Annotated in this window: 22 protein-coding genes; 13 read left to right on the forward strand and 9 right to left on the reverse strand. The window is 61.4% G+C overall.

All coding sequences use genetic code 11. The features are described from left to right. Positions 1–2 precede the first annotated feature (2 nt). Genes FHT93_RS08945 through FHT93_RS08955 form a run of 3 tightly spaced genes read right to left on the reverse strand, consistent with a single transcriptional unit; the run spans position 3 to position 2,550 of the window. Positions 3–1,259, reverse strand: coding sequence for a CCA tRNA nucleotidyltransferase (locus tag FHT93_RS08945; RefSeq protein WP_183847144.1), 1,257 nt, complete (start codon positions 1,257–1,259; stop codon positions 3–5). Further along, positions 1,256–1,906, reverse strand: coding sequence for a CoA pyrophosphatase (locus FHT93_RS08950; protein ID WP_113115275.1), 651 nt, complete (start codon positions 1,904–1,906; stop codon positions 1,256–1,258). Before FHT93_RS08950 ends, FHT93_RS08945 begins: the two co-directional genes overlap by 4 nt. After that, entirely contained in the window at positions 1,903–2,550 is a 648-nt protein-coding gene (locus tag FHT93_RS08955) for a DUF1285 domain-containing protein (protein WP_183847146.1), read from the reverse strand. Before FHT93_RS08955 ends, FHT93_RS08950 begins: the two co-directional genes overlap by 4 nt. Before the next feature lie 159 nt (positions 2,551–2,709). Between FHT93_RS08955 and FHT93_RS08960 the strand changes: the two genes are divergently transcribed. The 5 genes from FHT93_RS08960 to FHT93_RS08980 are packed head-to-tail and all read left to right on the forward strand — an operon-like array spanning position 2,710 to position 9,963. Further along, complete coding sequence (locus FHT93_RS08960) at positions 2,710–3,720, forward strand: MoxR family ATPase (protein ID WP_113016487.1); 1,011 nt, start codon at positions 2,710–2,712, stop codon at positions 3,718–3,720. Positions 3,721–3,733: 13 nt separating this feature from the next. Then, positions 3,734–4,654, forward strand: coding sequence for a DUF58 domain-containing protein (locus FHT93_RS08965; RefSeq protein WP_112543540.1), 921 nt, complete (start codon positions 3,734–3,736; stop codon positions 4,652–4,654). Beyond that, positions 4,651–7,470 carry a DUF4159 domain-containing protein gene (locus FHT93_RS08970; RefSeq protein WP_112543539.1) on the forward strand — a complete coding sequence of 940 codons (2,820 nt, stop codon included), beginning with the start codon at positions 4,651–4,653 and terminating at the stop codon, positions 7,468–7,470. Before FHT93_RS08965 ends, FHT93_RS08970 begins: the two co-directional genes overlap by 4 nt. A 1-nt stretch (position 7,471) precedes the next feature. Further along, positions 7,472–9,544, forward strand: coding sequence for a hypothetical protein (locus FHT93_RS08975; protein WP_112543538.1), 2,073 nt, complete (start codon positions 7,472–7,474; stop codon positions 9,542–9,544). Between the two features lie 2 nt (positions 9,545–9,546). Further along, positions 9,547–9,963: a GNAT family N-acetyltransferase gene (locus FHT93_RS08980; protein ID WP_113210839.1), complete on the forward strand. Its 417-nt coding sequence runs from the start codon at positions 9,547–9,549 to the stop codon at positions 9,961–9,963. Positions 9,964–9,998: 35 nt separating this feature from the next. Here the strand turns inward: FHT93_RS08980 and FHT93_RS08985 are convergent, their stop codons facing one another. Beyond that, positions 9,999–10,499, reverse strand: a complete 501-nt coding sequence (locus FHT93_RS08985) for an N-acetyltransferase (RefSeq protein WP_112543651.1) — start codon at positions 10,497–10,499, stop codon at positions 9,999–10,001. Positions 10,500–10,783: 284 nt separating this feature from the next. Between FHT93_RS08985 and FHT93_RS08990 the strand changes: the two genes are divergently transcribed. Further along, positions 10,784–11,773 (forward strand): glutathione S-transferase family protein, encoded by a 990-nt coding sequence (locus tag FHT93_RS08990; RefSeq protein ID WP_113210838.1) that lies wholly within the window; start codon positions 10,784–10,786, stop codon positions 11,771–11,773. A gap of 3 nt (positions 11,774–11,776) precedes the next feature. Here FHT93_RS08990 and FHT93_RS08995 read toward each other — a convergent pair whose 3' ends face one another. After that, positions 11,777–12,256, reverse strand: a complete 480-nt coding sequence (locus FHT93_RS08995; protein WP_183847148.1) for an NUDIX domain-containing protein — start codon at positions 12,254–12,256, stop codon at positions 11,777–11,779. Between the two features lie 68 nt (positions 12,257–12,324). Between FHT93_RS08995 and FHT93_RS09000 the strand changes: the two genes are divergently transcribed. From FHT93_RS09000 to FHT93_RS09015, 4 genes are all read left to right on the forward strand, one after another. After that, positions 12,325–13,233 (forward strand): metallophosphoesterase, encoded by a 909-nt coding sequence (locus FHT93_RS09000; protein ID WP_112543534.1) that lies wholly within the window; start codon positions 12,325–12,327, stop codon positions 13,231–13,233. 159 nt (positions 13,234–13,392) lie between these two features. Continuing rightward, complete coding sequence (locus tag FHT93_RS09005) at positions 13,393–13,953, forward strand: hypothetical protein (protein ID WP_183847150.1); 561 nt, start codon at positions 13,393–13,395, stop codon at positions 13,951–13,953. A 221-nt stretch (positions 13,954–14,174) separates the two neighbouring features. Continuing rightward, complete coding sequence (locus FHT93_RS09010; protein ID WP_112543532.1) at positions 14,175–14,687, forward strand: RNA polymerase sigma factor; 513 nt, start codon at positions 14,175–14,177, stop codon at positions 14,685–14,687. Between the two features lie 5 nt (positions 14,688–14,692). Next, positions 14,693–15,529 carry an anti-sigma factor gene (locus FHT93_RS09015; protein ID WP_183847152.1) on the forward strand — a complete coding sequence of 279 codons (837 nt, stop codon included), beginning with the start codon at positions 14,693–14,695 and terminating at the stop codon, positions 15,527–15,529. 3 nt (positions 15,530–15,532) lie between these two features. Here the strand turns inward: FHT93_RS09015 and FHT93_RS09020 are convergent, their stop codons facing one another. After that, positions 15,533–16,513, reverse strand: coding sequence for a zinc-binding dehydrogenase (locus FHT93_RS09020; RefSeq protein WP_183847154.1), 981 nt, complete (start codon positions 16,511–16,513; stop codon positions 15,533–15,535). A 58-nt stretch (positions 16,514–16,571) separates the two neighbouring features. Here FHT93_RS09020 and FHT93_RS09025 point away from each other — a divergent pair, with 58 nt between their 5' ends. After that, complete coding sequence (locus tag FHT93_RS09025; protein WP_348649769.1) at positions 16,572–17,000, forward strand: helix-turn-helix domain-containing protein; 429 nt, start codon at positions 16,572–16,574, stop codon at positions 16,998–17,000. Positions 17,001–17,011: 11 nt separating this feature from the next. On the opposite strand, the gene leuA is transcribed toward FHT93_RS09025, so the two are convergent. The 3 genes from leuA to FHT93_RS09040 all read right to left on the reverse strand — a co-directional run bounded on the left by leuA (position 17,012) and on the right by FHT93_RS09040 (position 21,028). Beyond that, on the reverse strand, positions 17,012–18,736 hold the full coding sequence (gene leuA / locus FHT93_RS09030) for a 2-isopropylmalate synthase (RefSeq protein ID WP_183847156.1): 1,725 nt from the start codon (positions 18,734–18,736) through the stop codon (positions 17,012–17,014). 327 nt (positions 18,737–19,063) lie between these two features. Next, the gene (locus tag FHT93_RS09035; protein WP_183847158.1) at positions 19,064–20,278 is read right to left on the reverse strand and encodes a benzoate/H(+) symporter BenE family transporter; all 1,215 of its coding nucleotides are present in this window, start codon (positions 20,276–20,278) and stop codon (positions 19,064–19,066) included. A gap of 162 nt (positions 20,279–20,440) precedes the next feature. Further along, positions 20,441–21,028, reverse strand: coding sequence for an ATP-dependent Clp protease proteolytic subunit (locus FHT93_RS09040; RefSeq protein WP_112543526.1), 588 nt, complete (start codon positions 21,026–21,028; stop codon positions 20,441–20,443). 155 nt (positions 21,029–21,183) lie between these two features. On the opposite strand from FHT93_RS09040, the gene FHT93_RS09045 reads away from it, so the two are divergent. Both FHT93_RS09045 and FHT93_RS09050 read left to right on the forward strand, forming a co-directional pair. After that, on the forward strand, positions 21,184–21,894 hold the full coding sequence (locus FHT93_RS09045) for a hypothetical protein (RefSeq protein WP_183847160.1): 711 nt from the start codon (positions 21,184–21,186) through the stop codon (positions 21,892–21,894). A gap of 115 nt (positions 21,895–22,009) precedes the next feature. After that, positions 22,010–22,771, forward strand: coding sequence for a DUF2076 domain-containing protein (locus FHT93_RS09050; protein WP_183847162.1), 762 nt, complete (start codon positions 22,010–22,012; stop codon positions 22,769–22,771). Positions 22,772–22,879: the final 108 nt, after the last annotated feature.

Here is a 22,879-nt window from a genome sequence, read left to right on the forward strand (position 1 = left end):
CCTCAACCTGCAATCTCCGAGAGCCGGGCGAGCAATGCCGCCCGGTCGGAGACGAAATTCTCTTCCACCCACTGGTTTTCCAAGGTCGACAGGATTTCGCCGACCTTCGGGCCGGCCGGTATGCCTGTGGCCATCACGTCCCCACCATTCAACGGAAACTGCGGTTTTTTCCAGATACGCGCATGATCCAGAAGCTTTGAAAGCCGCGCCGAACGGCTCATCTCATCGAAACTGCCATTCTCTGCCTTGCCGCGGGCAACGCCAAGCGCCAGCTTCAGCCGCACGACGATACCGTCTGGGCCGTCTCTGTAGAGCAGCTTTTCGAAGGCTGCGGCGGAAATCTCGTCATTGACCGGAGCAGCCTTCGCCCAGGCCCGCAAATAGGCCGCTTCCGTATTTGAGAATTTCAGCCGTGCGGCCAATTCCTCCAGCCGCGCCGCATCGGGCGGGACGATCGAGGCAAGCCGCAGCAGGGGATCAGGCGTCCAGCCCAGCGCTTTTTCGGTTGTAACGAGCGCCGGAATGGCATCGATGCCCCATTTCTCCGTTTCCGGCAGGATTTCCGAGAGAACCGCAACCTGTCGCATCCAGAGAAGCGCCCGGCCTGGATCTTCGGCCGAGAGCAGCTTCCGCAGTTCAGACCAGACCCGTTCGGCCGACAGTGTCTTCAGCTTCGACCTTGCAGCCGAAGAGGCCTTCAGTCCCTCCGCATCGGGCCGGCCGGAACCATACCAGGCAAAGAAGCGGAAGAAGCGCAGAATGCGCAGATAATCCTCTTCGATCCGCGTCGCTGCATTGCCGATGAAGCGGATGTTGCGCTTCTCGATATCGGCAAGTCCTCCGACGAGATCGATCACCTCACCCGAGGCATTCGCATAAAGCGCGTTGATGGTGAGGTCGCGCCGCTCGGCATCGGACTGCCAGTCCATGCTGAAAGCGACCTTGGCGCGGCGTCCATCCGTCTCCACGTCGGTGCGCAGCGTCGTCACCTCGAAGGGCCGTCCGTCGATGACGAGCGTCACGGTGCCATGCGCGATGCCTGTCGGCACCGCCTTGATGCCGGCCGCAGCCGCCCGTTCCATCACGGTCTCCGGCAGCAGGGTTGTTGCGATATCAATATCGGCGACCGCAAGCCCCATCAGGCTGTTGCGCACGGCACCGCCGACAACGCGCCCTTCTCCGCCATCGGCGTTCAGGAGCGCAAAGACGCGGCCGAGCGCCGGATCCTGAAACCATGGCTGATCGACCACTGAGGTCATGCATAGAGCCTTTCATAGAGCGTGCGGACGATGCCGGCGGTGATGCCCCAGATCATCCATGTTTCATATGGCATGCGATAAAAATGCCGGTCGATGCCATCAACAACGCGCTTGTCCCTGTTGTGATTGGCCGGATTCATCAGGAAGGAAAGCGGCACCTCGAAAACATCGTCCACTTCGATCGGATTGAGTTGCAGTGAGAAACCGCGCTGCACCACGCCGAGGACGGGCGTGATACGGAACCCGGTGGATGACAGATAGTTCGGCAACCGCCCGACCGTCTCGACGAAACCGCCGTCAAGGCCGATCTCCTCTTCGGTTTCGCGGATCGCGGCCTTCTCGGGCGAGACATCGTCCGGATCGATCGAACCACCGGGAAAGGCGATCTGGCCGGAATGCTTGCGCAACGTCGACGTCCGCTTGGTGAAGATCACCTTCGCCTCATCGCCATCGTCGACGACAGGCACCAATACGGCCGCATCGCGCAGCTTCAAGGTCTCGGCCAGCGCCACGATATCGGGATTGAGCACATGGTCGCCATGGTCGCGCCAGGCATGGTCGACAGGCGCGCCGACCTGATTGAGCGCGCGGCGGCGGAACTCGGCAGCCGAAAACGGGGGATAGATCCTGCTGATCGCTTCGCTCATCGGGAGGCTGCTTCCAGTTCATCCGCCGGCATGATCGGAAAGATCTCGCCGCCGGAGCGAACGACGAACATATCCCGGCCGGCAACCTCGGCCACTTCCCCGAGTTCTACCATTTCATACATCACGGCGCGTGACACGAGCGCTTCAAGCCGCCCCCGCACATGCAGATAGGGCTTCAGTTCGCTGTCTTTCCCATCTGCTGGCCCATCTCCCGGCCCATGCCCTGGAAAACGCAGAGGATGATCCTTGCCGGCCTCTATGACATCGCCGACGTTGGTGCGGAAGGTCAGAACCTTCTGTCCGTCCTTCTCGCTCGCATTCATCTCGACGGCGACAAAGGGCGCGTCGACGACCCTGATGCCGACCTTTTCCACAGGAGTTACGAGGTAGGTCTTGCCGTCTTCATCTTTCCTCAAAACGGTGGAAAAGAGCTGAACCAGCGGCTGCCGGCCAATCGGGGTGCCCATATAGAACCAGGTGCCATCCGCCCTGATTTCCATGTCGATATCGCCGCAAAAGGGCGGATTCCATTTCTCGACAGGCGGCAACCCGCGCTTTTTTCCGGATTTCGCCTCGGAAGCGCGCGAAATCAGCGCGGCAAGCCCCGCTGCATCCGCCATATGCTTCATTTCCTCGGCTGCCATTCTTCTGTCCCGGTTTGCTCTTAACGAAATAAGTCACGAGATAGTCATTTGAAACAAACTTGTCAGCCCGCAACATCTTCATAACTGTATCGGGTATGAGGCACGCCTAGTAAAATCAGACGATTCGCAGCCGAATGATTTCAGCCGTTGGAGACGCCCGTGGGTATGATCAAGACCGAAGCCAGCCTCGATGAACAGGCGATTGTCGCCGCCGCAGAACGAGCGCTATCCGATATCGCCGCCATCCGCACGGAAGTTTCCAAAGTCATCTTCGGTCAGGAAAGCGTGGTTGAAAATACGCTTCTCGCCGTTCTCTCCGGTGGTCATGCCCTTCTCGTCGGCGTTCCCGGCCTTGCCAAGACCAGGCTCGTGACGACGCTTGGCGAAGTCCTCGGCCTTGCTGCAAACCGCATCCAATTCACCCCCGACCTGATGCCATCTGATATCCTTGGCTCTGAAGTCATGGACCAGGACGACAGTGGCCGCCGCTCCTTCCGTTTCGTCAAGGGTCCCGTCTTCGCCCAGCTTCTGATGGCTGACGAAATCAACCGCGCCTCGCCACGCACCCAGTCTGCTTTGCTGCAGGCGATGCAGGAATATCATATCACCATTGCCGGCCAGCGTTATGACCTGCCCTCGCCCTTCCACGTTCTGGCAACGCAGAACCCGCTGGAGCAGGAAGGCACCTACCCGCTTCCCGAAGCCCAGCTCGACCGTTTCCTTCTGCAGGTCGATGTCAACTATCCTGAACTTGCCGCCGAGCGCCAGATCCTGCTGGAGACCACAGGTCTCACCGAAGCCAAGCCGGAACCGGTCATCAATGCGGCACGTCTGTCCGAAATCCAGACGCTCGTCCGCCAGATGCCGGTCAGCGACACCGTCGTCGATGCCATCCTCTCGCTCGTACGCTCAGCCCGCCCGGGCCAGGGCAATGCCTCCACCGACAAGCATGTCGCCTGGGGCCCCGGCCCGCGCGCCGGCCAGGCGATGATGCTCTGCGCCCGCGCTCGCGCGCTCTACGAAGGCCGTCTGGCACCCTCGCTCGACGATATCTACGCACTCGCCGAGCCCGTTCTCGAGCACCGAATGGCCCTGACCTTCGCCGCCCGTGCCGAGGGCATGTCGGTGCGCGACGTCATCGCCGGACTGGTCAAGCAGGCAAAGGGATAAGGAAGCGTAGCGCGTGGCATCCATCGGACAGATCGTCAACCCGACGTCAGGCAATGATGCCCTTTCCCGCGCAAGGCAGCGGGCCGCTCTCGTGCCGGATTGCCTGGTTGAAGCCAAGCGTATCGCCAATACCGTGATTGCCGGCTGGCATGGCCGACGCAAACGCGGCATCGGCGAGAATTTCTGGCAGTTCCGCCCCTATAGCGAAGGCGAAAGCCTGTCGCGCATCGACTGGCGACGCTCCGCCCGCGACGACCATACCTATGTGCGCGACCGCGAATGGGAGGCCGCCCACACGATCTGGCTCTGGGCCGATATGTCGCCCTCGATGATGTACAAGTCGACCTATGGCAGCGCATCGAAGGAGAGCCGTGCGCTGGTCATCATGCTGGCGCTGGCCGAGATCCTCGCCCGCTCCGGGGAGCGTATCGGTTGTCCCGGGGTGATGGAGCCCGTCTCCGCCCGCAACGCCGCCGAAAGGCTTGCAGCTGTCCTGATGCACACGCCGTTGACCGGCGGCCTGCCGGAAACTGCGATGGTGCGCGGCTGGAGCGATCTCATCCTCATCGGTGATTTTCTTGATGATGCACCCGCCATTATGGCCCGTCTCGGGCCGCTTGCCCGCCGCGGCCTGCGCGGCCATGTAGTCGAAATCGCCGATCCGGCCGAGGAAATCTTCCCCTACAACGGCCGCACCGAATTCACCGATCCGGAAACCGGCGAAAGGCTGACCTCCGGACGAGCCGAGAGCCTGCGCGAAGCCTATCGCAACGCATATCTCGCCCGGCGCGAAAACCTCGGTCAATCACTGCGCCATCTCGGCTGGACCTTCGTCAGCCACCGCACCGATCACCTGGCGTCCGAAGCGCTGGTCGCAATCCACATGTATCTTTCGGGAATGCCGGCAAAGGCAACGCATGGAGGACAGCTTTGAGCGCTCTTCCTTTCGCCTTTGCCTATCCCGCCATCCTTGGCGCGTTGATTGCCCTTCCCGTTATCTGGTGGTTGCTCCGGCTCACGCCGCCGCGTCCGCAGGCAGAAGTCTTCCCACCGCTGAAGATCCTCGCGACCGTGCTGAAGCGCGAGGAAACGCCGGCGAAAAGCCCCTGGTGGCTGACGCTGCTGCGCATGCTTCTGGCCGCCGCGATAATCTTTGCGATCGCCGATCCGGTCTTCAATCCGCGGACCAGCACGCTTGCGTCCGGTGGTCCGCTCGTCCTTTTCGTCGACAATAGCTGGGCTTCGGCACCCGACTGGGAGCGCCGTGTCCAGACGGCCGACGCACTGATCGACGATGCCGAGTCCGCCGGTGCTGTCGTCTCGGTCGCCTTCACCGCAGAGCCCACAAACGACGCGACACCCGGGACGGCCTCGGCCGCCCGCGAAAAACTGCGTGCCGCCCAGCCGAAGCCGCTCGTGCCCGATCGCCAACGGGCATTCGAGGCCCTGCGCTCGGCGCTCAACGGCACGCATCCGGGTACGCTTGTCTTCCTCACCGACGGCGCGGCAAGCAGTGATAACGACGCCATCGTGCGTCAACTCTCCGACCTTCAGCCCACCGAACTGCGCGTGATCGAAGGCGATGCGGCCCAGACGGTCGCAATCTCCGGCGCCGCCAATGCGGCTGACGCGATGACGGTCAAAGTGACCCGCCTCAGCCCCGGTGGCGCGATCTCCGTCCCCCTCAACGCGCAGGACGCACAGGGCCGCGTGATCGCCACCGGCAGGGCAGATTTCGCCCCCGGCGAGACAGCCGTCAATGCCGGCATTTCCGCTCCTTTCGAGATGCGCAACGATTTTGCCCGCGTCAGCATCAATACTGGCGCCACCGCCGGCGCCGTGCATTTGCTCGACGATGCCTTCAAGCGTCGCAGGGTCGTGCTGCTGTCGGGCGAAAGCGGCGATGAATTCCAGCCGCTGCTATCCCCGCTCTACTACATTCAGCGGGCGCTTGAACCCTATGCGGACCTGGTGCGGCCGACCGATGCCAATCTTTCGGTCGCCATCCCGAAACTGCTCGCCAACAATCCCTCCGTCATCATCATGGCCGATATCGGCCGTCTTCCGGAGGATACCTACGCGCCTCTGCAGCGCTGGATATCGAATGGCGGCATGCTGCTGCGCTTTGCCGGCCCGCGCCTGGCTGCAGCCCCTGCCGAAGACCCGCTGATCCCGGTCACTTTGCGACAAGGCGAACGGGCGCTTGGCGGCAGCCTGTCCTGGAGCGAACCGCAGGCGCTTGCCGAATTCCCCGCTTTCGGCCCGTTTGCCGGCATACCGCGCCCGACCGACGTCACGATCAACCGTCAGGTTTTGGCGGAGCCGACGCCTGATCTTGCCGAACGCACATGGGCAAGCCTTGCCGATGGTACGCCGCTCGTAACGATGAATAAGATGAATGCCGGCCAGATCGTTCTCTTCCACGTCAGCGCCGAAGCCACCTGGTCGAACCTGCCGATTTCAGGCACTTTCGTCGAAATGCTGCGACACCTCATCCAGATCTCGCGTTCTGGCGGCGTGACCTCGGAATCGACAGGCAGCGCGCGTGTCGCCGAAACCCTGCCGCCCTTCCGCATGCTGACGGCCAAGGGCACGTTGGTGACGGAAACCGGCAATGCCCGTCCGCTGATACCGAATGCCAAGGCCGCACCCCTTGCCAATTTTGACAACCCGCCCGGCCTCTACGGTTCGGAAGATGGCTTTGCGGCACTCAACGTGCTGCCCGAAAACGCGAACCTGAAACCACTCGACATTGCTGGCGTAAATGTCGTCCGCGCCGGTCTCATCGGCGGCGAAAGCTGGTCTGCCAAGCCCCTGCTCTTCTTCATCGCCTTCCTGCTGCTCCTCGCCGACAGCCTGATCGTGCTCTTCATGAACGGCGCCTTCTCCCGCATGCGCCCGCGCGCCAGGGCTGCCGCGACGATCGCCGTGGCGCTTGCGGCCGGCCTCATGCTGCGGCCAGACATCTCGCATGCCAATGATACCCAGCCGGGCGACGACATCATCATGCAGCGGCTGGACAATACCCATCTCGCCTATGTCGTGACCGGCGAACAGGATGTCGACAATATTTCCGAAGAGGGGCTCGACGGCCTCACGAAATTCCTGACTTACCGCACGACGCTGGAGCCGGCTCCGCCCGTCGGCGTTGACCTGAACAAGGACGAGCTGTCCTTCTACCCGATCATCTACTGGCCTGTTTCCGCAACTGCGCCGATGCCGTCCAACGCCGCCATCAGCCGTATCGACGCCTACATGCGCAACGGTGGAACGGTGCTTTTCGATACGCGCGACCAGATCGACTCTCTCGAAGGCGGCAGCGACACGACTGCCAACGGTCAGCGCCTGCAGCAGATCCTCGCCAATCTGGATATTCCGCCACTGGAACCCGTACCGCACGACCACGTGCTGACCAAGTCCTTCTATCTGCTGTCCAGCTTCCCCGGCCGCTACGCCGGCAGCCCGCTCTGGATCGAAGCGCGGCAGGGAGGTCAGAACCAGAGCAATGCCAATAGGCCGGCCGCTGCCGCAGACGGCGTCTCGCCGATCCTGATTACCGCGAACGATTTTGCCGGTGCCTGGGCCGTCGACGATAATGACACACCGCTCCTGCCCACTGTGCCGCCGGATGAAACGCAGCGCGAATATGCCTTCCGCGCAGGCGTCAACATCATGATGTACATGCTGACCGGCAACTACAAGACGGACCAGGTCCACGTGCCCGACCTGCTCGAACGGCTGGGGCAGTGACATGACGATCGATTATTCGCCTTTCCTTCCCTGGCCCTTTCTGGCGGTGCTGACAGGCATCGTCCTTCTGATCGCAATATTCGCGATCTGGCGCGGCATTCGCGGCGCGTGGATTCGCACGCTTGCCGCTCTCGCCCTCCTCGCAGCACTTGCCAACCCGGTATTGCTGCAGGAAGACCGCGATCAGCTGTCGACCATCGTCCCCGTTATCGTCGACCGCAGCCAGAGCCAGCAGACGGCCGATCGCATGACGATGACCGATGAGGCGCTCGCCTCTCTGAAGACGCAGCTGGCGCGCTTTCCGCAAATCGAGCCGCGTTTCGTGGACGTGAACGAGGACCGCAATTCCGATGTGCCGTCCACCCGTCTCTTCGATGCGCTCTCGGCCTCGATCGCCGATGTGCCGCCTTCGCGCGTCGGCGGCGCGATCATGCTGACGGATGGCGAAGTGCATGATGTGCCCGGCGTCAATCAGGCGCTCGGCTTCGACGCACCGATCCATGGCCTGATCACCGGCAAGCCGAACGAGTTCGACCGCCGCATCGAAGTCATCAAGGCCCCCCGCTTCGGCATCGTCAACGAGGAGCAGCAGCTCGTCCTGCGGGTCTTCGACGACGGCCCGAGCCCGGGCGGCACGGCAAATGTGACGGTGCGCCTTAATGGCGACGAGATCGCCACCCTTCAGGCAACGCCTGGCCAGGATACACCCTTCTCCTTCAAGGTGGCCCGCGGTGGCCCGAATGTGCTGGAATTCTCCGTTGCCGGTATTCCCGGTGAGGTGACGGATGCCAATAACCGCGCCGTGCACATCATCGATGGCATCCGCCAGAACCTGCGTGTCCTCCTCGTCTCGGGCGAACCGCATGCCGGCGAGCGCGCCTGGCGCAACCTCCTGAAATCCGACGCGTCGGTCGATCTCGTGCATTTCACCATTCTGCGCCCACCGGAGAAGCAGGACGGCACGCCGATCAACGAGCTGTCGCTGATCGCCTTCCCGACGCGAGAGCTCTTCGTCGACAAGATCAAGGATTTCGATCTGATCATCTTCGACCGCTATCAGGACCGCGCCAATGTGCTGCCGATGCTCTATTACGATAACATCGCGCAATACGTGGAAAACGGCGGCGCGCTGCTGATTGCCGCCGGCCCCGAGCATGCAAGCCCGGAATCGATCGCCATGACGCCGCTCGCCTCCGTGCTGCCGGCAGAGCCGACCGGCCGGATGATCGAGCAAGCCTTCTACCCCCGCCTGTCAGAACAGGGCCGCAAGCATCCTGTCACGCGCGGGCTTGACGGCTCCGGCGACGAGCCGCCGCATTGGGGCCGTTGGTTCCGCAGCGTCGATGTCGACCGGCCACAGGGCCAGACCGTCATGGTTGGCGCCGACAACCATCCGCTGCTTGTTCTCAACCGCGCCGGGCAGGGACGGGTCGCCATGCTGCTTTCCGACCAGGGCTGGCTCTGGGCGCGTGGCTTCGAGGGCGGCGGCCCGCATGTCTCGCTCTATCGTCGCATCGCCCACTGGCTGATGAAGGAACCGGCGCTGGAAGAAGAGGCACTGACGGCCCGCACCTCCGGCCGCACGCTGGAAATCACCCGCCAGACGATCGGCGATGCTCCCGGTGACGCGGTCGTGCGCTACCCCTCGGGCAAGACCGAGAACCTGCCGCTGACGCAGACCGAGCCCGGCCTCTACAAGGCCGAAAAGCGCATGGACGAGATCGGCCTTTTCGAAATCCGCAATGGCGACCTGACGACACTCGCCCATGTCGGAGCCGTCGATGCCCCGGAATTCAAGGCGATGATCTCGACGACGGCGGCTCTGAAGCCTATCACCGACAAGAGCCGCGGCCTCGTGACCCGTGTCGTCAACAATGCCGGCGCCATCAGTGTCCCGCCGATCCTTCCCGTGCGGGGTCAGGTACGCGTCACCGACAATGACCGCATGCAGATCCGCATGACCAACGAGACCGTGTTGAAGGGCATCAACACCTTGCCGCTCTTCGCAGGCTTTGCAGGTGTCGGCATTCTGCTTCTTGCCTTTGGCGCCATGTGGTGGCGCGAAGGACGATAACGATGCCGGAATTCGAGCTCACCGCTTCCCCTTCACCGGAAGAGCTCGCCGTCATCACCGATGGGCTGACGGCTTTCAACACCGAGGATGTCGGCCCGTCCGAGCGGCAGGCGCTTGCCGTTCTGATCCGCGATACCGACGGCAAGGTTTCCGGCGGTCTGTCCGGCTACACGGCCTGGGGCTGGCTCTTCGTACAGTTGCTCTACATTCCCGATACGCTCCGCGGCAGCGGCATGGCCGGCAAGATCCTTGCAAAGGCGGAAGAAGAAGCCGCTGCCCGCGGCTGCCGCGGGGCCTGGATCGATACGTTCAATCCGAATGCGCTCAGCGCATACAAGAGTCAGGGCTACGAGGTCTTCGGCGAACTGCCGGATTTTCCCGACGGCCGAACGCGGACCTTCCTCAAGAAGATGCTGTGACGAGAGCAATTCCAGCAAAAAAGGACGGAAATGCCCTACTTCCGCCAGGCAATCTTGCCCTTCAGCCGGGCATGCGCATCTTCCGCGAATGGCACGACGAGAACGCGGCCCGGATCGACCGGACCGGGAAAGGTCAGCGCGCCATAGGCGACCTTTTCGAAGCCGAGCGGGCAATAATAGGGCGGGTCTCCGACCAGTATGACGGCTTCCGAGCCCTTGCGTTTGGCAGCTTCCACCGCAATGCGCACCAACTCCCGGCCAATGCCCTTGCTTTTGTGCGACGGCCGCACCGCAAGAGGTCCGAGCAGGTGCCCCTTCACCGTTCCGGCCATAACCGGCGTCATCCGCACAGAAGCGATCGTTTCGCCGTCATCGGCGCAGATGAAGGAGAGCGACAGGTCATGCGGTCCCTGCTCGCGGATGCGTGCAGCGGCGCGCGTATGCCGGCCCGGGCCGAAGGCTTCTTCGTTGATGTGTTCGATAGCAGCGTCGTGAGACGCATCCTCGGTGAGGTAGACGAGATCGTGCTTGTACATGAGCATGGGAACAGAGACCGTATAGACGCAGATATATGGGTTCGCGAACACGCCCTCAGGCGTTCGGGAACATCAGCGTCGTCGCAGGCCTCTGAGAATAGACATCAAGCAGGATTCCAGAATTTTGTGAGGAAGGCGGATAGCAGGAAAAATTTCCGGCGTCCATTGCAAAAATTCGGTCAAGAGCTGGGTGGCCGAGACGCAGTGTTCAATCTTTGCCAACCTGCAAAATGCAGCGCACTGCAATATCTATGCTGCAACAACCAATTTCAGAGGTAGAAAACATGGGCATGCTGGTAGACGGCGTCTGGCATGACGTCTGGTACGATACGAAGGAAACGAAGGGTCATTTCAAGCGTCAGCCATCGCAGTTCCGCAACTGGATCACGGCCGACGGAGAAGCCGGTCCCAGCGGCAAAGGCGGCTTCAAGGCGGAAGCGGGTCGCTATCATCTCTATGTTTCCCTCGCCTGTCCCTGGGCGCATCGCACGCTGATCTTCCGCAAGCTGAAGAAGCTCGAAGACTTGATTTCCGTTTCGGTCGTCGATCCGCTGATGGTGGAAAACGGCTGGGAGTTCAAAGTCGGCAATGGCGCCACCGGCGATCATCTTTTTGGCTCCAAAGCGCTCTGGGAAATCTACGTGAAGGCCGATCCGCACTATTCCGGCCGCGTCACTGTCCCTGTTCTCTGGGACAAGCAAACCGGCACGATCGTCAACAACGAGTCGGCCGAAATCATCCGCATGTTCAACAGCGCCTTCAATCACCTGACGGGCTCAACAGCGGATTATTACCCGGAAGCCCTGCGGGCAGACATCGATGCGCTGAACGACGTGGTCTATGACACCGTCAACAACGGCGTCTACAAGTCAGGCTTTGCCACCACGCAAGCAGCTTACGAGGAAAATGTCGTCAAGCTCTTCGAAACGCTGGACAGGCTCGATGAGCGCCTTGGCAAGGGCCGTTACGTTTTCGGCGACCGCCAGACCGAAGCCGACTGGCGGCTCTTTACGACGCTCGTACGTTTCGACCCCGTTTATGTCGGCCACTTCAAATGTAATATCCGCCGTATCGAGGACTACCGCAACCTGCCGGCCTATCTGCGTGACCTCTATCAGACCCCTGGTGTTGCCGACACGGTGAACCTGCGACACATCAAGGAACACTATTACCGGAGCCACAAGACCATCAACCCGACCGGCATCGTGCCCGTTGGTCCGGCGCTCGATCTCGACCGGCCGCATGGCCGTGACAAGCTGGCAGCCGCAGCGTGAGCTTTACCAGTAATGTGCCGGCTCCGCCTCGCCGCGGAGCTCGGTCAGCCTCCTATGCGTCGCTTCGGTCGTTTCCGCCGGCAGGTTGTCGATCTCGAAAAAGCCGCTATCGGCAATTTCCCAGTCCGGCGGTCGAGGCGCCGTCTGTTCCACGGTGGCCCTATAGAAGACCACATGGTCGCGCCGGGTGATAGTGGTGTTGAAATAGACGTGGAAGAGCTTCGGCTTGCCCACGATCCTGAGATTGCCCTCCTCCCGCAATTCCTTGATGAGCGCTTCTTCTGCCGTCTCGTTTCGCTCCAGCCCGCCGCCTGGCATATGCCATCCGCCGGTATAGCCGTGACGAACGAGAAAGAGGCGTCCCTGCTCGTCGAAACAGGCTGCACGGACCCCCATCGTCATTCCGCGCGCAATGGAAAAATACACGTGCAGCAGCCGCACCAACACTTTCATGTGAAGGGGCCATGTTTGTTTGTCTGCCATGGGCTCTTTCATACTCTCATCGCGCGGATGTGTTTGAATTGTAAATAAGCTGGTCTATGTGTCGTTGCATGTTCAAGCTAGCGCATATCTCCGACGTCCATCTCGGACCCCTGCCCCGCCTTTCCATTCACGAACTTTTTTCAAAACGTATTACGGGCTTTGTGAACTGGCACCGCAACCGGCGCAAGCATCTTTTCGGCAGCACGCTCGATCTGCTGCTGAACGATATCCGTTCGCATAAGGCTGACCATCTGGCGGTGACCGGCGACCTCGTCAACCTCGCAAGCGGCATCGAAATCCGCGCCGCCGCAGCCTGGCTGCGCGAACTCGGCGATCCCGCCGCGACCTCGGTCGTTCCCGGCAACCACGATGCCTATGTGCCAGGCTCCTATGAGAAGTCGATGCGCGCCTGGTACGACTATGTGCGCGGTGACCTCGCTCCGCCGCAATGGGAAGAAGACCGGCACATCTTCCCCTACCTTCGCATCCGCGACAAGGTAGCAATCGTCGGCTGCTCGACCGCCGTTGCAACCCCGCCCTTCGCGGCCTCCGGCTTCTTCGGCGCACGCCAGGCGCGCGATACGGTCAACATGCTGCGCGCTGCCGGTGAAGCCGGCCTCTTCCGTGTCGTCATGATCCACCATCCGCCCATCCGCGGCGCGACCTCCTTTTACAAGCGCATGATCGGCATCCGCCGTTTCGCAGCCGTCATTTCCACCGGCGGAGCGGAACTCGTGCTGCATGGCCATACGCATCTCAATACGCTCTACTGGCTGCGCGGGCAGACAGGTCCCGTCCCTGTCATCGGCATCGCCTCTGCCTCGCAGGGACCTGGTGGTATCAAGCCCCGCGCCGCTTACAATCTCTTCTCCATTTCCGGTTCTCCCGGCGCCTGGGAGGTGAAGGGCGAGCGCTTCAGCATCAACGACACCGGTGACGGCATGATGCCGGAAAGCGCTGATATTTTCGCATTTTAACGGCGATTGCGGAATCAGTTCCGACAGCGATTGAAGCAACGCGTGAAGAGCGTTTGCCAGTGACGCAAGATCAGCAATAAAGGCCGCCGGGGCTCTTGGTATTTTCAATCGTCGGCGTACAATCCAGCAACCGCAGCGTTTCAAAACGGAGTACGCCCGATGACTGCTTCTCTTCGTCGCCTGTGCAGACTTTCGCTTGTTTCCGTCTTTGCTTTAGGCCTCGCCACGTCCGCCTTCGCGGTCGGCGACAACAATGACGAGACCTCGCCGCCGCAGAAGACCCAGACGACCAAGACCTGCACCAAAGGCAAGGTGTGGGATGCCAAGAAGAAGGAATGCGTCGACCCGAAGAAGCAGAGCTTCAACGATGACGATCTCTACAAGTTCGCTCGCGAATTCGCCTATGCCGGCCAATATGAAAACGCCATCACGGTGCTCAATCTCGCCAAAAATCAGGACGATCCGCGCATCCTGAACTATCTTGGCTATGCCAACCGCAAGGCCGGCCGCGTGGAGCTCGGCATGTCCTACTACAAGAAGGCGCTGCAGCAGGATGAGAACTACATCCTCGCACGCTCCTATATGGGCATGGCGCTTGCCGAGCAGGGCGACATCCAGGGCGCCCGCGTCCAGCTCGTCGAGATTCGCGATCGCGGCGGCGAAAACACTTGGGCCTATCGCGCTCTGCTGCAGAGCCTGAACGGCTACAGGACATATTGAGACAAGCTCCGCGGGGTATCGTGCGGAAATCCCCTGGCAAGGGATGGATGAAATGAACCCCGCGCTTGCGAACTACAGGCGACCTGTTCCATAAAAGCCGCCTGTATGGCCGGGATGAATACGATGGCTTCGCGCCCGCCGGGCAAGCCCCGCATGCGAAGCTGGCCCATATTCGATGCTGGTATGAGTTTCGGCCAATGTGAATGCTTCTTGGAAAGACCATGCGCCAACCCGCAACCACCACCGATATCCGGCGTGACCTCGTCGGTCTCTTGCCCCGCCTCCGCCGCTTTGCCATTACGCTCGCGGGAGAGACGACCGCGGCCGATGAGCTTGTTCAGTCGGTGTGTCTGCGCGCTATTTCCAAGGGACATCAGTGGAACGGCGAAGGCCGGCTCGAAAGCTGGATCTATATGTTGGCCCGCCAGCAATGGGCGGAAGACAGTCGCAAGCGCAAGCCGCGTCCGGCCGCGCGAGGCAATGTGACCGATATCCGCGACGCCATTCGCGACCGCGTGGCCGCCGTCGATACCGACGCACTGCACCGCATGCTTGCGGAGATGCCCGAGGGCGTGGCCAGCATTTTCGTGCTGATCGACGTGGAAGGCCACAGCTATCAGCAGGCAGCCGAAATCATGGGCATCGCAATCGGCAATATTGCCGGCCAGCTTTCCACCGCACGACTCCATTTCGCCGCATTGTCCGGTCACAATCCGCCCGTTCACAGGTACTGACTGATTTGCTCGATTTCAAAAAACAGCCGCTCGAAGCCCAGCTCGCCGCCCTCCTCGATGGCGAAACCACACCGGAACAGAAGCTGGAGCTGGAAGGCCGGCTGGCCACGGATGAAAGTGCCCGCAAGATCTACGACAAGCTCCGCCACGGCGTCGATTTCGGACGCCGCAAGCTGGACGACATGTTGAAAGAACCTGTTCCGCTGGCGCTTGTCCGCTCCATCAAGAGCACGCAGCCGCCGAAGACGCCGATCGCCCCGCGCAGCGCGCGCCCGCAGCTGAAGCTCGCGCCGAACGGCCGCCAGGCGCTTGCCGCTGCCCTCATTCTCTTCGTCGTCGGTGGTGGCATCGGCTATTTCATCGGCAATGCGCCGGATACGGATGACGCTGCACCGGTCGCCGCGGCGCAGATCAACACCAATGACTGGCTGGGCGACGTCACCGCCTTTCAGCGGCTTCTCGTGCGCCAGCCGCGTCACCTCGTCGAGGTGCCGGCCTCCCAAGCCGAGGAAATCTCCTCCTGGCTGACAACGGCGATCGGCGTGCCGTTCCGCGTGCCGGATCTTTCCGCTGGATCCTGGACCTTCCAGGGCGCGCGCGTGATCCTTGGCGACAACCGCCCTGTCGGCCAGCTTGTCTATTCCAACACAGATGGCGATATCATCTCGATATGTTTCCGCAAGGATGCGCAGCCGCCGGAAACGGAAGATTTCAAGGAAACGATCCGCGACGAAATTGGCCTTGTGACCTGGCACAATGCGGGCACGTCCTATGTATTGGCTGGCCCCTCCGCCGAGGCTTCTCTAGGCCAGCTCGCCATGGAAGTCGCCGCCGCCATTTGATGGTCAAGGCACCAGAACGACTTTTCCGCTGACCCGGCGCTCTTCGAGCACGCGATGCGCCTCAGCCGCTTCATCAAGCGAAAAACTTCCGCCGTGCACGACCTTCAACGCTGCGGTTGCGGCGAGATCGAAGAGGAGAGCGAGATCGCTCTTCCATTTGTCGGCGGCAATCAACGGCAGCAGCGAAAAGCCCTTCAATGACTGGTTTGCATCCAGCATGGAGCGGATTTCGGAAAGCTCGAGCGAGAACCGCCCCATGGCCGCCAAGAGCATTTCTCCGGCCGGAGCAAGTGCGGCCAGAGACGCCCTCGCGACATCGCCGCCGACCGTCTCGTAAATGACATCGGCGCCCTGCCCTCCGGTCGCTGCCTTGACGGGACCGGCCCAATCTCTGGCGGTGTAATCGACCGCCAGGTCGGCGCCGAGCGAAAGTGCGATCGTCCTCTTGGCCTCGCTGCCTGCTGCGGCAATGACCTTGCTCGCTCCTTCCAGCCTGGCAAGCTGCAGCAACAGCGATCCGACCCCGCCGCCGGCAGCGTTGACGAGCACCACCTTTCCCTTCGGCGGACTACGACGCACCATGTGCAGAGCCGTCAGGCCCTGCACCATCAACGCCGCCGCATCTGCAAAGGAAAGGCTGTCCGGCAAACGCACCGCCGCTCCAGCATCAACAACCACATATTCGGCATAACCGCCAAAGCCACGCCCGATTGCAAAGAGCGGGACAGCGACGCGCGCACCGGAGAGCGACGGATCGGCATCCGCCCCAATGTCTTCGACGATGCCTGCCACTTCCACGCCGGGAAAGACAGGCAGCGGCGGCGTGACGGCATAACGATCCGCCCGCATCAGAACCTCGAAGAAATTGACACCGGCAGCATGGACACGCACCAGCACCTCACCGCCTTTGGGTTCCGGTTTCGGCACCTCGATAGCTTCGAGAACTTCAGGCGGACCGAAGCGGGTGAATTGAACGGCTTTCATGGCGGACCTCACGTTTTGATGGCGTGAAGCAGGCCTTAGCACTCGATTTACAGTTCAAATACACACATATCAGTGCCATACCCACCAGGAGGTGACCATGGCCGAGCCCATGAAAAGATTGCCGAAACTGCCTGTGGAACGCGCTTTGAAGGTCATTTCCGGGCGATGGAAACCCGTCATCCTCTATCACGTCTTCTCAGGACCCAGGCGACTTTCGGAACTCAAACGCATGATGCCTGACATCACCCAGAAGGTGCTGATCCAGCAGCTACGGGAAATGGAAGAGCACGGCCTTGTACGCCGGGAGATCTTTGCCGAGGTGCCGACGCGGGTGGAATATAGCACAACCGAACTCGGCCTCGGACTGGAGCCAATCCTTCTTGCTCTCTGCCAATGGGGACAGAACCACGCGGAGGCGCAGGGCGAACTCGATGAGCTCGCCGATTGCATCGTCAGGCCGCGTCATCCTGAGGCGATCGCGGCCTGATCGGAATTGCGTCAGGCCTTGCCGGCCTTCACGTCGAGCACGCGGTTCGCAGCCGACACGATCGCTTCGAGCGATGCCGCAACGATATTGGTGTTGATGCCGGCACCAAAGAGCTTGCCGCCCGGGTAGGACGTCTCGACATAGGAGATAGCGGCAGCATTGGAGCCGTGCTGCAACGAATGTTCCGAATAGTCTTCGACTGACATCTCGATACCGAGATAATGCGACAGCGCATTGATGAAGCCGTCGATCGGGCCATTGCCGCGGCCTTCGATACGCTTGATCTCGCCATTGTCGGTGATTTCGGCCGCGACGATCCTCTGTCCCTTGCGCTCGGTGTCAGGGTAGGTGTGATGATCGACGAACTTCAGGCGGCCATCCGGCTGGGTCACATAGCGCTCGATGAAGCGGTCGTGGATACGCTTTGACGGAAGCTCCTTGCCTTCTTCATCGGTAATGCGCTGGATGTCTTCGCGGAATTCGACCTGCAGGTTGCGCGGCAGGTTGAGCCCGTAGTCCTGCTGCAGGATATAGGCGATACCGCCCTTGCCGGACTGCGAATTGATGCGGATGATCGCCTCGTAGGAGCGGCCGACGTCGCGCGGGTCGATCGGCAGGTACGGCACTTCCCAGACCGGATGGTTAGCGACTTGTGCTGCCTTCATGCCCTTGTTGATCGCATCCTGATGCGAGCCGGAGAAGGCCGTGTAGACCAGCTCGCCGACATAGGGGTGACGCTCGGTGATCGCCATCTGGTTCGAATATTCGAACACTTCCTTGATGCGCTCGATATTGGAGCAGTCGATCTGCGGATCGACACCCTGCGTGAACATGTTGAGCGCCATGGTGACGACATCGACATTGCCGGTGCGCTCGCCATTGCCGAACAGCGTGCCCTCGACGCGGTCCGCACCAGCCAGCAGAGCGAGCTCGGCAGCGGCGATCCCGGTGCCGCGGTCATTATGCGGATGCAGAGAGATGATCAGGTTCTCGCGGTTGTCGAGATTGCGGCACATCCACTCGATCTGGTCGGCATAGACGTTCGGCGTCGCCATCTCTACCGTCGAAGGCAGGTTGATGATGAGCTTGTTGTCAGGCGTCGGCTTCATCACCTCGATGACGGCGTTGCAGATTTCCAGCGCCACATCCAGCTCGGTGCCGGTGAAACTTTCGGGCGAATATTCGAAACGATAGCCGCCTCCGGCCTTGGCCGCCATGTCGCTGATCATCTTGGCGGCATCGACGGCAATTTGCTTGATGCCGTGCACATCCTTGGCGAAGACCACGCGGCGCTGCAATTCACTCGTGGAATTGTAGAAGTGCACGATCGGCTGCTTTGCGCCTTCCAGCGCCTCGAAGGTGCGGGTGATCAGTTCGGGCCGGCACTGAACCAGCACCTGCAGCGAGACGTCGTCGGGCACATTGCCCTCTTCCACGCACCAGCGGGCGAAATCGAAGTCGGTTTGCGAGGCGGACGGGAAACCGATCTCGATTTCCTTGAAGCCCATTTCCAGGAGCAGGTGGAACATGCGCGCCTTGCGGTCATGGCCCATTGGATCGACGAGTGCCTGGTTGCCATCGCGCAGGTCGACGGAGCACCAGATCGGCGCCTTGGAAATGGTCTTGGTCGGCCAGGTGCGGTCGGGGATATTCACCTGCGGATAGGGCCGGTATTTGACGGCGGCGTCGGGCATGCCCTTGGCGCCTGCGGAGGATCGGCGGGTGGTCGTGTCCATTGTCTTGTCTCCTCGTCCCGGCATTTGCCTCGCGTCTTAGCCGATCATATCAGGCTTGGCGACTGCAAATGCGGACCTTTGATCGGTCGTTTGGTCAATTTTGAATGTGAGTCGCGAGGAGCGATGGCCGGGCGGGCTTTCGGCCGCCGGGCGCTCCTCAAAGGACCCGGCAACCGCGCGTAAGGCCGAGGAGAAGAAGCGAGGTCAGGGCGCGCGTATTATCACGCAGGGCCGTGCGGCCGCGTGCAATCGTCTCGGAAATCCGTGCGCTTGTGCTCTTCATGTCCGCGCTTATAGCCTCCGCCGGAAAATCCGGCAACCCCTCGCCTATTTTTTCCTCGCCTGCACGATACGGGACAGCGCCAGCATCAGCCCGCCCGCGATCAGCCCCCAGAAGGCGCCGGATATGCCGCCGAAGGAAACGCCCGACGCAGTGACGAGGAAGGTAATTGCCGCTGCCTCACGCGATTCCGGTGCCTGGAAAGCCGCCATGGCCGAACTGGAGAAGGCGCCGACAAGTGCCAGACCGGCCACGGCCTCGATCAGGATCGGTGGCGCCAGCGCGACAAAGGCCGTCACCGCTCCGGCAAGCAGGCCGAAAATGATGTAGCCGACGCCCGAGATCAGCGCCGCCCAATACCGCCGCGTGGGATCGGCATGCGCGTCCTGCCCGGCGCACATCGCTGCGGTGATCGCCGCCAGGTTGACCGCATGGCCGCCAAAAGGCGCCGCCAGAAGCGAGAAGACGCCGGTTACCGCGAAGAGCGGCCCCGGCATCGGATCATAGTGATTGACCTTCAGCACCGCGATGCCAGGAATATTCTGCGACGCCATGGTCACGATGAAGAGCGGCAGGGCAATCGACACGAAACCCGAGAGATTGAAGACCGGATGCACGATATCGATGACCGGCACCAGCGACTGCTCGAGCGAAGAGAAGGCACCCGCGGGAATATCGACACCGAAGGCCAGTACCAGCACGAAAGCCACCAGCGCCGCCGGCACCGCCCAAAGGCGCTTGAAGGCGCCGACCACGATCCAGGTCAGAATGATCGGCAGACCGAGCAGCGGATTGAAGGCGACGGCCTTGACCGGCGCAAAACAAAGGCCGAGCAGCACGCCCGACAGCATTGCATTGGCAAGCGGCGCAGGAATGGCGGCAACCGCCCGTCCGAGCGGCTTGAACAGCCCGGCAACAACGATCAGCACGCCGCAAAGAATGAACGCGCCGACCGCTGCATTGAAGCCACCATCAATCGTTCCGATGCTCGCAAGCAGCGCAGCCCCAGGTGTCGACCAGGCGATACTGACCGGCAGACGCGTGACGGCGCTGAGTACGACAGCGCAAAGACCCATCGAGATCGACAACGCCATCAGCCCCGAAGCCGCCTGCGCATCCGTCGCACCCACCGCCTGAAGCCCATGCAACACGACGGCAAAGGAACTGGTGAACCCGACGAAAGCCGTCAGAAGCCCCATGAACAGGCTCTGTACGGAGAAATCTTTGAGCATGGCGCGACTCCGGCTGCGAAGATTGCGCATGGAGCAGCATAAGCGAATTGCGCGCAAGCCGGATTGCCCCTGGAAATGATCGCTTACGCGGCAATCCCGCGAGATTGCATGGCAGCATGCGGGCAGACATGGAAACGCCCCGCCTGCGGATCGCAAACGGGGCGTCAATTCAAGGCAAAATCAGCGAAAAAATCAGATTTCGCTCTGCGAGGTCACGACGCGAGCGACGAGACCATAGGCAACGGCGTCTTCAGCCGAGAGCCAGTAATCGCGGTCGATATCCTTGGCGATCTTTTCTTCCGACTGGCCGGTAGCCTTCGAGAAGATCTTGATCAGGCGCTCGTTCATCTTGATGATCTCGCGTGCCTGGATCTCGATATCCGAAGCCATGCCGCGGGTGCCGCCGGACGGCTGGTGCAGCAGGAAACGGGTGTTCGGCAGGCAGATGCGGCGTTCCTTCGGAGCTGCGGCATAGATGAGCGCGCCGGCCGAGGCAACCCAGCCCGTACCGATCATCCAGACCTTCGGCTTGATGAACTTGATCATGTCGTGAATGGAATCGCCGGATTCGACGTGGCCGCCGGGCGAATTCACATAGATGCGGATGTCTTCGTCATTGGCAGCGGCGAGCGCCACGAGCTGGGTGCAGACCTTCTGCGCCAGTTCCTGCGTGATCGGCCCGTAGATGAAGATCGAACGCGACTTGAAAAGGTTCGCCTCCGTTTCCTTGCCGAGCGGCAGTTCCTTCGTCTTGTCGTCCTGTTCTTCTTCGTCGTTCATTCGAACCTCTCTCGTCCAATGCGGTTCCTCGCACATAGTGCGACTCAATGCGTAAAACAATGCGGGAAAAAGAGGAAGCAGGAAGCGGTGAAGATATTCTTATGACAAACGGACGATATCATCGCATCATCTGAAAAGCCCGGGAGAAACATAAAATGGCCTCCTCCTTTCTGCGTGCTGCCATCAGCAACAATGCATTCTGGTGCGATGCCGTCTGCAAGGCGCTGGGCTCGCCAGGTGAGTTCACGTCCACACTCTGGTTTCACCGCCGGGACACGCCGCCCTTCTATCCCGACATCGTGACGCTGACGGAGGCGGATAGCGAGCAAGCGGAGGCGATCGCGACGCTGGTCAACAGCGAGGAACGCGTTTGGGCGATCAAGGATAGCTATGCGGCCCTCGATCTTGAGCCGCTCGGTTTCACGCTGCTGTTCGAGGCCGAATGGATCGGAATGCGCACGCCAGTTTCAGTGCCATCCCCCATCTCCTGGAAGCGCATGGAAAGCGCTGCCGATCTTGCCCGATGGGAGGTGGAATGGAGTAAGGCGAACGGCCCGGTAGCGCAGAGGATCTTTAGCGAACCCTTGCTCCACGCCCCCGAAATCGCCTTTCTGCTCGGCTTCGAACACGACAAGCCGATTGGCGGCGGCATCCTCAATCTCGATGCCGGAGTAGTCGGCCTGTCGAACCTGTTTGCCGAAGGCCGGCACGGCGAAACTATCCGCCGCGGGCTGATTGCGCAGGCGGCCGAGCTCTATCCGCGAGAGCCGCTTGTCGGTTACGAACGCGGCGACGATCTGGACGAAGCGGTGCGCGCGGGCTTCGAACTTCTGGGACCTCTGCGCATCTGGCTGAAGGAGGTCTGAGCTTACTGAAATGTAAGTCGCCAAGGCTTTGAAATGCCCTAATCGCTTCCTAACTCAGCTTTACGCGGCCCATCCGCCGAATGTCAAGGCCGCAGAACTTTAAAGGAGACAGAACATGTCACCGGAAGAACGCCAATTGCTGACCTCCCTTTTCGATCGCGTCCGCACCGCAGGCACAACACCGCGCGATCCGGAAGCCGAAGCGCTGATATCGGAAGCGACCCGCACGCAGCCCTCCGCCACCTACTATCTGGCGCAGGCCGTCATCGTGCAGGAAAAGGGCCTGGAGGCGGCGGCCAACCACATCAAGGAACTGGAAGAGCGTGTACGGCAGTTTGAAGCAGGCGCCGGTGATCACCGCCAGGCCGAGCAGGGCGGCTTCCTGAGTTCGATCTTCGGCAGCACCCAGACGCAGCAGCCGGCCCCCGCTCCCGGTCCCTGGGGCAGCGCGCAGAGGGACAGCTACGAACAGCCGCCGCGTGGCTATGACGACAGTCGCCAGATGCCACAGCAGCCGACCGGCCCTTGGAGCCAGCAGGCCTCTGCACCCTCTGCCGGCGGCAGTTTCCTGCGTGGCGCTCTCGGCACCGCGGCCGGCGTGGCTGGCGGCATGCTTCTCGCCAACTCCCTCTCAGGCATTTTCGGCAACCACATGTCGTCGCTCGGCTTGGGTTCGCCTTTTGGCGGCGCCAATCCCTTCGGCAATGCCAGTGCGCCCACCGAGGAAACCGTCATCAACAATTACTACGGCGACAACAGTCAGGCGGATGATTCCAGAGCTGACAACAATGATAACAACGACAACATCCAGCAGGCCGATTACGACGACAACGATGACTTCACGGATGATTCCGGTGACGACACGACGGATGTTTAGGATTTAGCTTTAAGGAAAGAGTGGCAGTTGGTTTCAATTGCCACATCGTTTCCCGGCCCTTCGCCTTAAGCTCAGGGCGTTCGCCGTTGCAATCGATTCACTGGATCG

This window comes from Rhizobium sp. BK379 (genome assembly GCF_014193955.1).
Taxonomy (GTDB): domain Bacteria; phylum Pseudomonadota; class Alphaproteobacteria; order Rhizobiales; family Rhizobiaceae; genus Rhizobium.

Bases quoted from the DNA above. Each gene is read 5' to 3' on its own strand.
- FHT93_RS08945 (WP_183847144.1), bottom strand. From the start codon at position 1,259: ATGACCTCAGTGGTCGATCAGCCATGGTTTCAGGATCCGGCGCTCGGC.
- FHT93_RS08950 (WP_113115275.1), bottom strand. From the start codon at position 1,906: ATGAGCGAAGCGATCAGCAGGATCTATCCCCCGTTTTCGGCTGCCGAG.
- FHT93_RS08955 (WP_183847146.1), bottom strand. From the start codon at position 2,550: ATGGCAGCCGAGGAAATGAAGCATATGGCGGATGCAGCGGGGCTTGCC.
- FHT93_RS08975 (WP_112543538.1), top strand. From the start codon at position 7,472: ATGACGATCGATTATTCGCCTTTCCTTCCCTGGCCCTTTCTGGCGGTG.
- FHT93_RS08980 (WP_113210839.1), top strand. From the start codon at position 9,547: ATGCCGGAATTCGAGCTCACCGCTTCCCCTTCACCGGAAGAGCTCGCC.
- FHT93_RS08985 (WP_112543651.1), bottom strand. From the start codon at position 10,499: ATGTACAAGCACGATCTCGTCTACCTCACCGAGGATGCGTCTCACGAC.
- FHT93_RS08990 (WP_113210838.1), top strand. From the start codon at position 10,784: ATGGGCATGCTGGTAGACGGCGTCTGGCATGACGTCTGGTACGATACG.
- FHT93_RS08995 (WP_183847148.1), bottom strand. From the start codon at position 12,256: ATGGCAGACAAACAAACATGGCCCCTTCACATGAAAGTGTTGGTGCGG.
- FHT93_RS09000 (WP_112543534.1), top strand. From the start codon at position 12,325: ATGTTCAAGCTAGCGCATATCTCCGACGTCCATCTCGGACCCCTGCCC.
- FHT93_RS09005 (WP_183847150.1), top strand. From the start codon at position 13,393: ATGACTGCTTCTCTTCGTCGCCTGTGCAGACTTTCGCTTGTTTCCGTC.
- FHT93_RS09010 (WP_112543532.1), top strand. From the start codon at position 14,175: ATGCGCCAACCCGCAACCACCACCGATATCCGGCGTGACCTCGTCGGT.
- FHT93_RS09020 (WP_183847154.1), bottom strand. From the start codon at position 16,513: ATGAAAGCCGTTCAATTCACCCGCTTCGGTCCGCCTGAAGTTCTCGAA.
- leuA (WP_183847156.1), bottom strand. From the start codon at position 18,736: ATGGACACGACCACCCGCCGATCCTCCGCAGGCGCCAAGGGCATGCCC.
- FHT93_RS09035 (WP_183847158.1), bottom strand. From the start codon at position 20,278: ATGCGCAATCTTCGCAGCCGGAGTCGCGCCATGCTCAAAGATTTCTCC.
- FHT93_RS09040 (WP_112543526.1), bottom strand. From the start codon at position 21,028: ATGAACGACGAAGAAGAACAGGACGACAAGACGAAGGAACTGCCGCTC.
- FHT93_RS09045 (WP_183847160.1), top strand. From the start codon at position 21,184: ATGGCCTCCTCCTTTCTGCGTGCTGCCATCAGCAACAATGCATTCTGG.
- FHT93_RS09050 (WP_183847162.1), top strand. From the start codon at position 22,010: ATGTCACCGGAAGAACGCCAATTGCTGACCTCCCTTTTCGATCGCGTC.